Genomic DNA, 12668 nt, shown 5'->3' with positions numbered 1-12668 from the left:
CACCATGCAACTGCTCTTCGTGCACGGCGCACTCGTTCGTGACGGAGCCTGGTGGTGGCGGCCCGCAGCCGACCTGCTCGAGCGGCGCACGGGCATCCGCAGTCGCGCCCTGGCGCTGCCGTCGTGCGGCGAGCGTGTCGCGGGCGAGGGCGATTCGGATGCCGCGGGCGGGCTCGTCGCGGACGCCGCGGCGCTGCGCCGCGAACTCGACAACAGCGACGAGGTGGTCGTGGTCGGTCACTCCTATGGCGGAACGGTCATCGCCGAGGCCGGAGCGCACCCCGCCGTGAAGGGCCTGTTCTATATCTCGTCGTATCTACCCGACATCGGCCAGGCGCAGGGCGCGATCATGAGCGGCGAGCCCGATCCGGTGTCGATCGCGGACAACGGCGATGGCACGCTCGGCGTTTCGGGGTACGACGTCGCGTCGTTCGGGGCGCGGTTCCTGCAGGATGCCGATGCGGCGACCCAGCTCGAAGCGTGGCAGCGCGTCACGGCTCAGGATGCGAGCGCGTTCGTGACGCCGACGACCGCGGCCGGGTGGCAGGGAGTCGACTCGACGTACCTCGTGTGCACGCAAGATCGCAGCACCTCGCTCGATCTGCAGAGGTTCCACGCGGCGCGCGCCACGCGTTCGGTCGAGGTGCAGACCGGGCATCACCCGTTCATCACTCGACCGGAGCTCGTGGTCGACGAGCTGGTCAGGCAGGCCCGGCCGAAGCGAGGGCCTGCTTCAACGTCGCGTTTGCCGTGACCCACTCCTCGGGGTCCTCGTCTTCCCACAGCTCGGTCAGCTCGCTGTCGGGAGACGTGGCGGCGGTCAGCGCGTCGAGTGCCAGAGCCACGAGGTCGGCATCGGGGCGACCGACTCGCTGTGCGAACGACGCTACGGACTCGGTGTAAGCATCCGTCTGCGTCGGTCGGTCGAGGCCGTGCGCGACCGCCTCGGCGGCCGCGATCGCAATGACCGCGTCGTCTGAGTCGACCTCGGTCTCGCCTGCGACCGTCGTCAGCGCCTCGCGCACGATCGACCAGTCAGGCGCTTCGGCCAGGTCGTACGCCCAGTCGCTCGCCGAGTCGCTTCCGAAAGGTTGTCCGCTCCAGGTGCCCATGGCTCCACGATAGAACAGTCGTCGCGGTGAGGACATAGGCGACCTGCTCAGCGACCTTTCATCAGACGATCGACTAGTGGTTGCTACGGTGAGACCCATGAAGCCGACCGCGACGAGATCGCCCCTGTCCCGCGAGGACGCATCGAGCCGCATCACCGCCTACGTCTACGGCAACGTCGTGACGCTGGCGACGGTCGCCGCGCTCACGACCGCCAGCGCGAACAGCGGGCTGGGCTTCTGGTACGTGCTGGCGACCTCGTTCTCGACGTTCCTCGTGCACACCTTCGCCGAATCCATCGGGCGTCGCGCACGCAGTGACGAGCCGCTGACTCCGGCGATCATCCGAGCCGAGCTGCGCGACTCCCTGCCCGTGCTCACCTCGGGTTTCGTGCCCGTCGCGGCGTTGGCGCTCGCGTGGGCGACCGACGTGCCAGGCCTGCTGGCTCAAATCGCCGCCATGGCCTACCTCATCGTGCGTCTCGCCCTGATCGGTCCGGTCGTGGCCTCGATCCGCAGCGAACCCGCGTCGTTCCGTACATTCGTCGCGGGCGTTGGGCTCGCGGTCGTCGGCGTGGGCATCGCGCTCATCAAGGTCACGCTCAGTTCGTGAGGTCGCCGGGCCGAGCTGTGGGGTCCGGCGGTGGGGCTCGGCCCGGATGCATCGTGACGGCATCCGGGCCGGGCTCGGCATCAGGCCGAGATGTCTTTCAACCAGGCCGCGACACTACGGGGCTGCAGGTTCAGCAGCGACTGCGCGCTCGTCTCGCTCGAGATGAGCTCCTCGGGCTGGGTCGCACGCCACCGGTACGAATCGACGACGGGCGTAGCGGACGCTTCGCCGAAGAGCGGAATTATCGCGCGGAGGAAGTCGTCGGGCGACTGCGCTTCGAAAGTGACGGTCTTGCCGGAGTGCTCCGAGAAGCCGGCCGCGAGGTCGCTACCGAGGAGCCCGGGCAGAGCCCCGACCTCGATCACGCCCGTCACCTCGGGGTCGGCGATCAGACGCGCCACGACGTCGGCGACATCGAGATGCGAGCTCCACGACACGCGGTAGTCGTCACGGATCGGGTAGCGGAGGATTCCCTCTGCCTCGATGCCCGCGGTCACGACGGGCAGCAGCAGGTTCTCGAGGTACAGCTTCGGGGCGACGATCGCCACCGAGACGCCCGTGCTGCGCAGGCCGTTGACGAGTGTGTCGATGGGGGTCTCCTCGCCGGCCGGGGCACCGAAGGGATATCCGCTCGTCGAGACGACGACGCGAGCGGGGCGTGCTCGACGGACGGCTTCGACGATGGTCTCGGCGTGCTGGCGCTGCAGCTCCGTCGGGCCAATCGGAAGGTGGGCGAAGACCGCGTCTGCTCCCGTGTAAGCCTCGGCAAGCGAGTCGACCGACGACAGGTCGACGGCGATCGCTTCGGCGGGGCCGCTGTACGAGGCGGGATTGCGAACGGCAGCGATGGGGGACTGGCCTTGGGCAAGGAGGGCGGCGACCACAGGGGCGCCCTGGGCGCCGGTGGCTCCGTGGATAATTGTTGTCATACCTCATTAGTGCATACGATGCACCAGTTACGTCAAATGCACTATAAGGTTTTGGTCATGACCTTCTCGAATGAGCCGTGGCCTGAATGCGGCATCGCGCGCTTTCTCACTCTGCTCGACGGCCCGTGGGCGACGCTGATCGTGCGCAACCTGCTTCACGGCCCCGCTCGGTTCGGTGAGCTGAAAGACGGTCTCGTCGGCATCAGCGCCCACACCCTCACGAACCGGTTGAGGCGTTTCGAAGAGAACGGGCTGGTCACCCGCACCTCGTACCCCGAGATTCCGCCGCGCGTCGTGTACGAGCTGACGCCGCTCGGCCTGCAACTCGGCCCGGTGTTGGAGTCGATGAATGCCTGGGCATTGACCGTGCCCGAGCTCGAAGACGCGGAGTAGCTCTTTCGGCAGGCCCCGCCGCCCCGCGGGATAGTCTGGACTCACTGATGGTCGGAGACGCGTGATGAGTTCGAGGTGGGCGCGAGTCGCGCGCGGGTTTCTCGTCGCCGCTTTCTCCGTCTTCGTGGCCATGTTCTCGCACGCGATCGCCGGCGGTACTGCTCCCGGCGGCGTCGGCCTGGGGCTTGCTCTCACGTTCGCCACTCTGGCGAGCATCGCGATGGTGGGCAGGCGTCTGAACGTGGTGCGCATGACCGCGTCGGTCATCGCGAGCCAGTTCGCCTTCCACCTGTTGTTCTCTGTCGGAGCCTCGACGACCTCGACATTCCACCAGGCCGGCCACCACGGCGTGGTCTCGGTGACGACGGGTGCGGCTGGCACCGGCACGCAGATGACTCACGGCGACGCGTCGATGTGGGTCTGGCACGCGGTCGCCGCCGTGCTCACCATCGCCTTCCTCTGGCGCGGCGAACGCGCCGTCTGGCGGGTGCTGGCCACGGCATCCCGTCGTCTCTTCGTGGTTCTGATCGGCACGCTCGTCGGTGTGCCCGTGCGCACGACCGGCGCCGCGCTCGCGGCCGTGCCGGCATCCGTTCGCACCCTGCGCGACGACCTCGGGGTCGTGCTCTCGGCACTGAGGCACCGCGGTCCGCCGGTCGGTGCGCTCTCCGCCGTCTCCTCCCTGGTCTAGCTCCGCTCTCTGCGACGTGCGCCTCGGCGGGAGTCGTCCCCCTCGATTCCGCAGATCATCTGCAGCCGGGCACGCGCGAACGCGCGGCTCTCAGCCTTCCGCCCGGCCGCGCAACCAGGAGCATCCGTCGTGACCCAACAGACAGACGTCGACACCACACGAGGCGAGATGACGACACGCACCGTGTCGCTCGCCCACATCGGCTGGATCGAGATCGTGCTGCTGCTGTGCGTGCCGGGCAGCGTCGCCCTCGCGCTCGCCGGCATGGTCTACACCGGCGCGTTCACGAACATCCTCATGGACCCCGGGGTGCTGACGACCCGCGGCCTGCCCATCGCCCGAGTGGTGCACGATGCCGCGGCCGCCGTGACGATCGGGCTTCTCGTGCTGGCGTCGGTGGCGTTGCCCGGGCAGAAGAAGGTGCCCGGCGTCGTGAGCTACACGCAGTGGACTGCCGCGCGCTGGGCCGCCCGATCGGCCGCCGTGTGGGCCGCAGCAGCGATCGTGGGACTCTTTCTCACCGCGTCGAACGCCATGGGCCCTGTCTCGTCGTCGGTGTTCACGACCCAGTTCATTTTCTTCGCGACCGAACTCGAGCTCGGTCAGTCGCTGCTCGTGTCGATCGTCTGCATCCTGATCGCCTTCGTCACCCTGTTGCTGACCCGGCGCGTGTCGTGGGTTGCCTTCGCGACGGTCATGAGCATCCTGTCGTTGCTGCCCCTGTCGCTGTCGGGCCACGCCGCCGGATCAGACGAGCACGCCAACGCGGTCAACAGCCTGGCGATCCACCTCATCGGAGTCACCGTCTGGGCGGGGGGACTCACGGCCCTCATCTTGCTTCGGCGCCGGTTGGGGTCGAGTCTGCCCGTGGTGGTCGCCCGCTATTCGGTGCTGGCCGGGTGGGCGTTCGTGGCCGTCGCGGTGTCGGGCACGATCAACGCGATGCTGCGCCTCTCGTCACCCGCAGATCTGCTGGGCGGCTACGGCCTGCTCATTCTCATCAAGATCGTGATCCTCGTTCTTCTCGGACTCGCCGGGATCTGGCACCGACGGCGGGTCATTCCGCAGCTCGTGCGGCACCCCGATCGTCCCTCGCTGTTCGCCCGCCTCGCGGTCGCCGAGATCGTGCTGATGGCGGTGGCCATGGGTGTCTCGGTCGCCTTGTCGCGCAGCCAACCGCCCGTGTCGCAGGAGCCCGTCGGCGCCGGCGACACACGCCGCGGACTGCTCGGCTTCGCGTTTCCCGAGCCCGTCGACACCTGGCGCATGCTCACCTCGGTGCACGTCGACTGGCTGTTCCTCTCGGCCGGCGTCGTTCTGGCCGGGCTGTACATCGCCGCGGTCGTTCGGCTGCGTCGGCGGGGCGACGCGTGGCCGGTGATGCGTACGGTCAGCTGGGTGGCCGGATGCGTCGGGCTGATGTACACGACCAGCGGCGGCCCCGGGGTCTACGGCGCCGTTCACTTCAGCACCCACATGATCCAGCACATGGGACTCATGATGTTCGTGCCGCCGCTGCTCGTTCTCGGTGGACCGATCTTGCTCGCCCTGCGGGTTCTGCCGAAGCGGCACGACGGCAGCCGCGGGCCGCGCGAGTGGATTCTGATCATGGTGCACTCGCGCTACCTCAAGGTGCTCTCGTACCCGGCCGTCGCGGGAGTGATCTTCGCCGGCAGCCTGGTGGCGTTCTACTACACCGACTGGTTCCAGTACTCGCTGCAGACCCACCAGGGGCACATCCTCATGTGTCTGCACTTTCTCGCCAGCGGCTACCTGTTCTTCTGGGTCCTCATCGGAGTCGACCCCGGTCCGGGCCGGCCGAGCTACCCGCTGCGACTCATCCTGCTGCTCGCGACGCTGGCATTCCACGCCTTCTTCGGCCTCGCCATCATGTCGGCCACGAACGTGCTCGCCATCGACTGGTGGCACGCGCTCGGCTACACCGATACGGCGGCGCTGCTCGCCGATCAGCAGGTGGGCGGCGCGATCGCGTGGGGCGCGGGAGAGCTGCCGGTTGTACTGGTCGCCCTGATGGTGGTGCGCCAGTGGGTGGTGTCAGACGAGCGCACGGCGAAGCGCACCGACCGCACGGCAGACCGCGACGGCGACGCCGAGCTGCGCGCCTACAACGAGCGGCTGCTGAAGATCGGCGACCGCGATCGCCGAAGCGGAGACGCGTAGGCGGATCGCCCGGCATCGTCGACACTGGATGGCGTCCGTCGCGCCGGTCGCTTCGCGAGTTGCCAGTTCGGTTGACGCGAACTGCCAACACGCGCACTCCAGGAGGCCCGAACTGGCAACTCGTTCCGCGGTCATGAGTGGCTAGGGCTGTGCCCTCTCGTCGGCGGGAACCCTGCGCAGGAGCGCCGGTGTTGCCGCCACGAACAGGCTCGCCGCTGAGCCGAACCCGACGATGACGAGGATGAGGTTCGCGTCGTCGGCGATCGCCCCCACCGCAGTGCCGACCGCTGCCGATGCGAGCATTGCTGCTCCGAGCCAGTAGAAGCCCGACCAGAAGAGTCGGCCGAACACGACGAAGTGGAGACCGACGACCGCCGAGACGAGGGCGATTCTGAACTGATCCAGCCCTGTGGCGGTGAGAATCAGGTTCCCTCCGACGATCGCCAGCACCTCGGCCACGACGATGACGATGTAGGCGCGAGACGAGAACAGGGTGCGGTTGCGGGGGGCGTCGCCACGGGGGATCCCCGCCTGTCGTTTCAGCGCCGCGATGACGATGATGAGGCCGAGCAGCGTCGCACCGAGCTGTGTGCAGAGGGCTGCGACGTGTGGCAGTCCCGACGACCCCCAGAAAGCCCATGCCACGGCGAAGACGCCGGAGACGATCGATCCGATGAGCGCACCCCTGTCGGCCTTCTCGAGGTCGCGACGCACGCGCTGGCGTTCGGGCAGATCATCCATGCGGGCACGATAACACCGTGCGCGCTGGTTGCCCGGTGGGGCGTAGCGTTCATCCCATGATCGAACTCCCCGAGCCGCCCCGACTGACCGTGCCGTCGACCGCGCTGAAGACGTCGTACCTCGTCGGCGAACAGGCCGACATGCGACATCGGGGGTCGGATGCGTCGTGGCTGAAGGATGCGAGCCTCGACTTCGACGCGTTCGTCGCCGAGAGAGTGGGTGTGCGGGAGCGCTGGGGCGTCGCCTCCGAGCTCTTCTGGTTCGCCGCGGGCGAGTACTACATCGGTTCGCTCGTGATCAGGCACGAACTCACCGACGATGAAGGAGGCGGGCACATCGGCTACCACGTCGTGTATCCCTGGCAACGTCAAGGCCACGCCACCCGGATGCTTCGGGAGGCTCTCGTGAAGTGCGCCGACCTGGGCATCGAGCGGGCATTGCTCACCGTCGCGCCCGAGAATGCTGCCTCGATCGCGGTGGTTCGTCGCAACGGCGGCGTCGAAGACAGTCTCAATAGCGAGGGCGAGATGCGCTTCTGGATCAATACGGGCGCACAGGCTGACGCAGAACCGTCTTGAGTTTCTGCGGCGCCGTTCTGCGAGCGTCGCTCAGATAGACCTCGTGATGCAGCCCGTTGAACGTCAGCCCGTTCTGCGGCAGATACTCGTCATGGAGTCGAGCAAGCGTCGGCCCCTCGTCGTCATACGGCCCCACGTGCAGAATCTGGATGCTGCGCCCCTCGTCGAGCGTGATCAGTCGCGTCAGCGTCAGGGCTGGGTTCTGCTTCTTCGCGGCGACCGTCGAGAGGGCGGTCGCGACGTCGTCCTCCGTGATCCACTCGGGCTGGTTGATCAGCGCCGTCCACCGCCACGAGTCTTTGGCGCGTAACACGAAGGCGCCGGCGTCATCGGCGGTCCAGAGCGCTTCGAGCGGGCCCACCACGAAGTCGCGCCCCTGCGCTTTGCTGGCGAACTTGATCGTGTACGAGGTCGAGAACAGTGCTTCGATGGCTGCGGCGTATGCGGGGGCCGTGTTCGGGTCGCCTTCGCCGTCGACGGCGAGGTAGTTCAGCGGCGGCACCACCACATCGCTGAACGTCGTGGCCGACGGGGAGTAGAGCGCCGCGTGCTCTTTCTTGACGTCGTACTTCTGCATGATCCGCAGACTAACGGCCTTGGGCCGCAGCCGCTACGGAGAGAACGACGAAGGCCCGGGTCATTGACCCGGGCCTTCGTCGTGACGTGCTGAGTGAGATCAGTGCTCGTCGTAGTGCTCGCCGTGCGCGGCGTGCTTGTGACCGTCGTGGTTGTAGTCGGTGTGGTCGCCGTGCTCGACGGCCTCGTGGCCGCAGTCCGCTCCGTGGGCGTGCTCTTCGACGGTGTGCTCGGCGACGCTCTCGTGCTCGTCGTAGTGGTCGTCGTGCAGCGCGTGGTGGTGGGTGCCGTGCACGTAGTCGGTGTGACCCTCGTGCGCGACGGCCTCGTGGCCGCAGTCCGCTCCGTGGGAGTGCTCGACGACGGTGTGCTCGGCGTGGATCTCGGTGGTGCTCATGTTCTTACTCTTTCTCTTCAGGTGTGTCTTCGGTGACGTGTGCGATCGCGTCGTCTACGACGTGCGCGATGTGGTGGTCGGCGAGCTGGTACTCGGCCTCGCGGCCTATGCGAGAGACGGTGATGATGCCCGCCTGACGCAGCGTCTTGAGGTGCTGCGATACGAGCGGCTGCGACATTCCGCTGAGACCCGTGAGCTCGCCGACCGTCGCCGGCTTGCTCGACAGGAGCCTCAGCAGGATCAGTCGAGACTCCGACCCCAGCACCTTGAAGAGTGCCGCGGTGGCTTCGAGTCCTGCTTCTGCTGCCATGACTCGAGTCCACCACACGTATAAACGAATGACAATGTATTTATGCAATCGATAATGATGGTCATGTAGATGAGGTGATGGGCCGTTATAGGGCGCGCACCTTCTTTGTCAACGGTTCGAAACCGGCTCGTCGGCGGCGGGTAGAACAGAACAGACGAAGGGATCACCATGAGTCCACGAGCATCCTGGACCGCTCCGCATGTACCCGACGAGCAGTCGGCTCTGCGACGGGCCAAGCGCCCCCGCAGCATCCTCGCGGGCCCGTACGGGCATCCGTTTCACGCCTTGATGATCACCGTGCCGATCGGCGCCTGGACCGCGAGTCTGGTGTTCGACATCCTCGCCCTGTTCGGCGTGGAGCCTGAGGCCTTCTCGCTTGCGGCGCAGTGGCTGGTCGCGATCGGCATCGTCGGCGCACTGCTGGCCGCCGTCTTCGGCCTCATGGATCTCTCGAAGCTGACGAGCGGCACGAGAGCACGCCTTATCGCCCTCACCCACATGGTCTTCAACACCGTCGCGATTCTGCTCTTCGCGGGCAGCTTCGTCGTCAGGCTCAACCAGCCCGATCAGGTGAGTGTCGCCGGGTTCGTCCTGAGTGTCGTCGCCATGCTCTGTGTCGGCTTCTCGGGCTTTTTGGGCGGCGAACTGACCTACCGATACGGCGTGCGAGTGGCCGACGAGGAAACGCAGCAGCACGGTTACTGATCACGCCCTAACGAAGAGATATCCACCGAGGAGATAGAGGTAATCGCATGTCAGGCACATCCGTCGTGGTCGTCACCGGGGCATCCAGTGGAATCGGTCGCGCGACCGCCCTCAGGTTCGCCAAGAGCGGGCACTCGCTCGTGTTGGCGAGCCGGCGCGCGGAGGCGCTCCGCGAGCTCGTCGAGGAATGCGAGTCGCTGGGCGCGACGGCGATCTCGGTGCCGACTGACGTGTCAGACGAGCATGCGGTTCAGGCCCTGGGTCGAGCGGCAGAGAAGCGTTTCGGTCGAATCGACGTGTGGGCGAACGTCGCGGGCACATCGGTCTTCGGTACTTTTACAGAGGTGCCGCTCACGGACTTCCGCCGGGTCATCGACGTGAACATGTACGGAGCCGTCTACGGTTCTCGGGTCGCGCTCGATGTATTCACGCGACAGGGCCACGGAGTGCTGATCAACGTCTCGTCGATACTGGGCGAGGTTCCCCAGCCTTATACGGCCGCGTACTGCAGGTCGAAAGCGGCGATCAATGCCCTGGATGTCACGCTGCGCAGCGAGTTGGCGCTGCAGCGACAGAAGAAGATCCACGTGGTCACGGTGATGCCGGCCACGATCGACACCCCGTTCTTTCGGCACGCCGCCAACTACACGGGTCGGCGTCCTGTGGCGATGCCTCCCGTGTATAGCCCCGACCTCGTCGCTCGCAAGATCGTCGCCGCGGTCGGGCGCCCGCGACCGGAGATCGTCGTCGGCGCGCTCGGCAAGACTCTCGTGCGTCAGCACCGCCGCACGCCGCGACCCGTCGAGGCGCAGCTGAGCGCACAGACCGAGGCGATGCAGTTGTCGCACAAAGAGATGGCGCCGTTGACGGCCGGAACGCTCTACGCGACCAACGACGACCCGCGCGATGCTGAGGTGACGGGCGGATGGCACGGCAAGGCTCGCAACTCGAAACGCAATCTGCTCGTCGGCGCGCTCGGAGTCGGGCTGCTCGCCCTCGTCGTAAACAAATCGAGGCACTCGAGCCGCTAGTGCTGGCAGCTCGATCGGCCGGGTCTGGGCGCGGGCGTCTACTCAGTCGTCGTCGAGCTCGTCGTGCTCGTCGTCGTGGTCTTCGTCGAGCAGCATGCCCACGGAGGTCGCGCAGGTGTCGCCGCGCCAGGCTTCGATGCCCTCGCGAATGGCGAAGACCGCGATCACGAGTCCTGCCACTGCGTCTGCCCACCACCAGCCGAAGAGGCTGTTCAGCACGAGGCCCACGAGCACGGCCCCCGACAGGTAGGTGCAGATCAGTGTCTGATTCGAGTCGGCGACCGCTGTCGCCGACCCGAGCTCGCGGCCCGCGCGCCGCTCTGCCAGCGACAGGAAGGGCATGATCACCACACTCAGGGCCGTGATGACGATGCCGAGTGTGGAGTGCCCCACTTGAGCACCGCCGACGAGGGCGGCGATCGACGAGACGGTCACGTAGGCGGCGAGGGCGAAGAACGCCACCGCGATCACCCGGAGTGTGCCCTTCTCCCAGCGCTCGGGGTCGCGTCGAGTGAACTGCCACGCGACGGCGGCCGCCGACAACACCTCGATCACGGAGTCGAGCCCGAAACCGATGAGCGCCGCCGACGACGCGAGGGAGCCGGCGGTGATGGCGACGATCGCCTCGACCACGTTGTATGCGATCGTCGCTCCGACGATCAGCCGGATGCGCCGCTGGAGCAGCCGTCGTCTCTCAGGAACCGCAGCGGGTGCGGTCGTCATGCGCACACGCATCCGGGGCCGTCGCAGCAGTCGGGCTCGACGAACAGAACGACCCTCAGCAACGCGTCGAGGGCTGGCGAGAGGTGCTCGTCGGCGAGCCGGTACGCGGTGCGCCGCCCCTCGGGCAGGGCTTCGACCAGGCCGCACCCGCGGAGGCACGCGAGCTGATTAGACATGACCTGTCGCGAGACTCGAAGCGAGTCCGCGAGGTCGGACGGGTAGGCCGGCGCCTCGCGCAGGGCTAAGAGGATGCCGGCCCGGGTGGGATCGCCCAGCGCGTGACCCAGCCGGGAGAGTGCTGCGGTGTGCGAGAGCGTTGCGGTGGCCGTGGGCATTTCTCGATAGTACAGCGAATCGTGAACTATTGCGCCGATGCCTGCAGGGTCAGCGGCCGCCCGTGTTGGGTCCGTAGCTCTGAGGCATGGCCATGCAGCCCAGAGCTGGACCGCGTAGAGCTAGTCTGCGTCTCGTTTCTCGCGCCGCGCGCTGAGTCGTTCGCGAGCCAGCCGAGCACTGGCGCTCTCGGTGTCGCCGACGGCGATCGAACTCCGCTCGACCACGGGCATCTCGATCAGTCGCTCGCCCGGTGCAGCCTCGGAGAGGAGGAGCTGCACGGCCCGACGGCCCATGGCCTCGTGCGGCAGCCCTATCGTCGTGAGCCCCGGGCGGAGATAGGCAGCGAGCTCGTCGTTGTCGAACGAGACGATCGAGATGTCGCGGCCGACCGTGAGTCCGCGCTCCTGGCACGCCTGGTAGGCGCCGAAAGCCAGTCGGTCGTTCATGCACAGCAACGAGGTCACATCGGTGCGCCTGTCGAGCAGTTCTGTGGTGAGGCGGTAGCCGTTCTCGGGCTCCCACTCCCAGCACGACTCCTCGGTGATCAGACTCAAGCCGAGTTCCGTGAACTCCGACCGCAGTCCGTGCACACGTCGGGCAACGGTTGCCGAGCGAAAGAGGTCGTCTTCGACTTCATCGTTCTGGCCGATCAAGGCGATACCGTCGGTGTGTCCGGCGGCGACGAGAAGGTCGACGGCGCTTCTGCCACCCGCTTCTTCGTCGGGAAGCACCGAGAGCCCGAATTGGGGACTGGTCGCGTTGAGCATAACGACGCGGGTGGACTCGGGGAGCGAAGGCATGACGAGTTCTCGTGCGCGCATGGTAGCGAAGACGATGCCGTCGACCTGGCGATCCAGCACCGCCCCCACCGCCTCCTCCTGGCGAGCCGGGTCTCCGCCCGTTTCGAGAACGAGCATCACGTGACCGGCCCGTTCGGCCTCTTCGAGCGAGCCCCGAATGAGTCCGCTCGCGAATCGCGTCGTGGCCACGACGTCTGAGATGAAGCCGATCGTAAGGGATCGATCGGTGCGGAGCGCTCGCGCCCCCATGTTGGGACGGTAGCCGAGCTGCGCGACGGCGTCGTGCACTCTGCGGTGCGCATCCGCCGAGAATCGGGTGTCGGGTTTGCCGTTGAGAATCAGTGAGGCGGTGGTGGGTGAGGTGCCTGCCAGGCGCGCGACGTCGGCGAGTGTTGCTCTTTTCGAAGCCACGGCGCCCTCCCCTCGGCTCAAGCGTATCTGCAGGAATCAACTGGTCTGCTCGTGGGTCTTGACACTGGCAGACGATTGAGTAACGATAATGCCCAATGTAGGTAAATGCTTTTACCAAAAACACCAACTGCAGCACATCAGAAC

17 protein-coding genes are annotated in these 12668 nt (G+C 66.9%); 8 read left to right on the top strand and 9 right to left on the bottom strand.

Annotation, left to right across the window (positions count from 1 at the left end; translation table 11 throughout):
- Positions 1-4: 4 nt before the first annotated feature.
- Complete coding sequence (locus tag ASE64_RS15185) at positions 5-754, top strand: alpha/beta hydrolase (protein ID WP_055782430.1); 750 nt, start codon at positions 5-7, stop codon at positions 752-754.
- On the opposite strand, the gene ASE64_RS15180 is transcribed toward ASE64_RS15185, so the two are convergent.
- Complete coding sequence (locus ASE64_RS15180) at positions 702-1112, bottom strand: DUF4259 domain-containing protein (protein ID WP_055782427.1); 411 nt, start codon at positions 1110-1112, stop codon at positions 702-704. The genes ASE64_RS15185 and ASE64_RS15180 overlap by 53 nt on opposite strands.
- A gap of 97 nt (positions 1113-1209) precedes the next feature.
- Here ASE64_RS15180 and ASE64_RS15175 point away from each other — a divergent pair, with 97 nt between their 5' ends.
- Complete coding sequence (locus ASE64_RS15175; RefSeq protein ID WP_082466404.1) at positions 1210-1722, top strand: hypothetical protein; 513 nt, start codon at positions 1210-1212, stop codon at positions 1720-1722.
- Between the two features lie 80 nt (positions 1723-1802).
- On the opposite strand, the gene ASE64_RS15170 is transcribed toward ASE64_RS15175, so the two are convergent.
- Positions 1803-2651 carry an SDR family oxidoreductase gene (locus ASE64_RS15170; protein ID WP_055782425.1) on the bottom strand — a complete coding sequence of 283 codons (849 nt, stop codon included), beginning with the start codon at positions 2649-2651 and terminating at the stop codon, positions 1803-1805.
- A 57-nt stretch (positions 2652-2708) separates the two neighbouring features.
- On the opposite strand from ASE64_RS15170, the gene ASE64_RS15165 reads away from it, so the two are divergent.
- The 3 genes from ASE64_RS15165 to ASE64_RS15155 all read left to right on the top strand — a co-directional run bounded on the left by ASE64_RS15165 (position 2709) and on the right by ASE64_RS15155 (position 5916).
- Complete coding sequence (locus ASE64_RS15165) at positions 2709-3044, top strand: winged helix-turn-helix transcriptional regulator (RefSeq protein WP_055783160.1); 336 nt, start codon at positions 2709-2711, stop codon at positions 3042-3044.
- A 64-nt stretch (positions 3045-3108) separates the two neighbouring features.
- Positions 3109-3735: a hypothetical protein gene (locus ASE64_RS15160; protein WP_055782422.1), complete on the top strand. Its 627-nt coding sequence runs from the start codon at positions 3109-3111 to the stop codon at positions 3733-3735.
- A gap of 129 nt (positions 3736-3864) precedes the next feature.
- A complete protein-coding gene (locus tag ASE64_RS15155; RefSeq protein WP_235480657.1) occupies positions 3865-5916 on the top strand; it encodes a cytochrome c oxidase assembly protein in 2052 nt (683 codons plus the stop codon).
- Positions 5917-6057: 141 nt separating this feature from the next.
- Here the strand turns inward: ASE64_RS15155 and ASE64_RS15150 are convergent, their stop codons facing one another.
- On the bottom strand, positions 6058-6657 hold the full coding sequence (locus ASE64_RS15150) for a hypothetical protein (RefSeq protein ID WP_055782420.1): 600 nt from the start codon (positions 6655-6657) through the stop codon (positions 6058-6060).
- A 56-nt stretch (positions 6658-6713) separates the two neighbouring features.
- On the opposite strand from ASE64_RS15150, the gene ASE64_RS15145 reads away from it, so the two are divergent.
- The gene (locus ASE64_RS15145) at positions 6714-7235 is read left to right on the top strand and encodes a GNAT family N-acetyltransferase (protein ID WP_055782417.1); all 522 of its coding nucleotides are present in this window, start codon (positions 6714-6716) and stop codon (positions 7233-7235) included.
- Here ASE64_RS15145 and ASE64_RS15140 read toward each other — a convergent pair.
- The 3 genes from ASE64_RS15140 to ASE64_RS15130 all read right to left on the bottom strand — a co-directional run bounded on the left by ASE64_RS15140 (position 7198) and on the right by ASE64_RS15130 (position 8518).
- Entirely contained in the window at positions 7198-7812 is a 615-nt protein-coding gene (locus ASE64_RS15140) for a GyrI-like domain-containing protein (protein WP_055782414.1), read from the bottom strand. The two genes, ASE64_RS15145 and ASE64_RS15140, sit on opposite strands and share 38 nt — an antisense overlap.
- 99 nt (positions 7813-7911) lie before the next feature.
- Positions 7912-8208: a hypothetical protein gene (locus tag ASE64_RS15135; RefSeq protein WP_055782412.1), complete on the bottom strand. Its 297-nt coding sequence runs from the start codon at positions 8206-8208 to the stop codon at positions 7912-7914.
- A gap of 4 nt (positions 8209-8212) precedes the next feature.
- Positions 8213-8518, bottom strand: coding sequence for an ArsR/SmtB family transcription factor (locus ASE64_RS15130; RefSeq protein ID WP_055782409.1), 306 nt, complete (start codon positions 8516-8518; stop codon positions 8213-8215).
- 168 nt (positions 8519-8686) lie between these two features.
- On the opposite strand from ASE64_RS15130, the gene ASE64_RS15125 reads away from it, so the two are divergent.
- Complete coding sequence (locus ASE64_RS15125) at positions 8687-9223, top strand: DUF2231 domain-containing protein (RefSeq protein WP_055782406.1); 537 nt, start codon at positions 8687-8689, stop codon at positions 9221-9223.
- Between the two features lie 47 nt (positions 9224-9270).
- Positions 9271-10254, top strand: coding sequence for an SDR family oxidoreductase (locus ASE64_RS15120; protein ID WP_055782404.1), 984 nt, complete (start codon positions 9271-9273; stop codon positions 10252-10254).
- Positions 10255-10296: 42 nt separating this feature from the next.
- Here the strand turns inward: ASE64_RS15120 and ASE64_RS15115 are convergent, their stop codons facing one another.
- From ASE64_RS15115 to ASE64_RS15105, 3 genes are all read right to left on the bottom strand, one after another.
- Positions 10297-10977: a cation diffusion facilitator family transporter gene (locus ASE64_RS15115; protein ID WP_055783153.1), complete on the bottom strand. Its 681-nt coding sequence runs from the start codon at positions 10975-10977 to the stop codon at positions 10297-10299.
- Entirely contained in the window at positions 10974-11312 is a 339-nt protein-coding gene (locus tag ASE64_RS15110) for an ArsR/SmtB family transcription factor (RefSeq protein WP_055782401.1), read from the bottom strand. The genes ASE64_RS15115 and ASE64_RS15110 overlap by 4 nt, the downstream gene beginning before the upstream one ends.
- Positions 11313-11432: 120 nt before the next feature.
- Positions 11433-12524: a LacI family DNA-binding transcriptional regulator gene (locus ASE64_RS15105; protein ID WP_055782398.1), complete on the bottom strand. Its 1092-nt coding sequence runs from the start codon at positions 12522-12524 to the stop codon at positions 11433-11435.
- Between the last annotated feature and the right edge of the window lie 144 nt (positions 12525-12668).

The sequence above is a fragment of the Agreia sp. Leaf210 genome, assembly GCF_001421485.1.
GTDB lineage: Bacteria > Actinomycetota > Actinomycetes > Actinomycetales > Microbacteriaceae > Agreia.
The sequence above is the reverse complement of the archived record's forward strand: the minus strand, read 5'-3'. Positions and strand labels throughout refer to the sequence as shown.

Coding starts and splice junctions, on each gene's coding strand:
- ASE64_RS15115 (WP_055783153.1), bottom strand. CDS start 10,977: ATGACGACCGCACCCGCTGCGGTTCCTGAGAGACGACGGCTGCTCCAG.
- ASE64_RS15180 (WP_055782427.1), bottom strand. CDS start 1,112: ATGGGCACCTGGAGCGGACAACCTTTCGGAAGCGACTCGGCGAGCGAC.
- ASE64_RS15120 (WP_055782404.1), top strand. CDS start 9,271: ATGTCAGGCACATCCGTCGTGGTCGTCACCGGGGCATCCAGTGGAATC.
- ASE64_RS15135 (WP_055782412.1), bottom strand. CDS start 8,208: ATGAGCACCACCGAGATCCACGCCGAGCACACCGTCGTCGAGCACTCC.
- ASE64_RS15110 (WP_055782401.1), bottom strand. CDS start 11,312: ATGCCCACGGCCACCGCAACGCTCTCGCACACCGCAGCACTCTCCCGG.
- ASE64_RS15130 (WP_055782409.1), bottom strand. CDS start 8,518: ATGGCAGCAGAAGCAGGACTCGAAGCCACCGCGGCACTCTTCAAGGTG.
- ASE64_RS15150 (WP_055782420.1), bottom strand. CDS start 6,657: ATGGATGATCTGCCCGAACGCCAGCGCGTGCGTCGCGACCTCGAGAAG.
- ASE64_RS15140 (WP_055782414.1), bottom strand. CDS start 7,812: ATGCAGAAGTACGACGTCAAGAAAGAGCACGCGGCGCTCTACTCCCCG.
- ASE64_RS15160 (WP_055782422.1), top strand. CDS start 3,109: ATGAGTTCGAGGTGGGCGCGAGTCGCGCGCGGGTTTCTCGTCGCCGCT.
- ASE64_RS15145 (WP_055782417.1), top strand. CDS start 6,714: ATGATCGAACTCCCCGAGCCGCCCCGACTGACCGTGCCGTCGACCGCG.
- ASE64_RS15175 (WP_082466404.1), top strand. CDS start 1,210: ATGAAGCCGACCGCGACGAGATCGCCCCTGTCCCGCGAGGACGCATCG.
- ASE64_RS15165 (WP_055783160.1), top strand. CDS start 2,709: ATGACCTTCTCGAATGAGCCGTGGCCTGAATGCGGCATCGCGCGCTTT.
- ASE64_RS15185 (WP_055782430.1), top strand. CDS start 5: ATGCAACTGCTCTTCGTGCACGGCGCACTCGTTCGTGACGGAGCCTGG.
- ASE64_RS15170 (WP_055782425.1), bottom strand. CDS start 2,651: ATGACAACAATTATCCACGGAGCCACCGGCGCCCAGGGCGCCCCTGTG.
- ASE64_RS15125 (WP_055782406.1), top strand. CDS start 8,687: ATGAGTCCACGAGCATCCTGGACCGCTCCGCATGTACCCGACGAGCAG.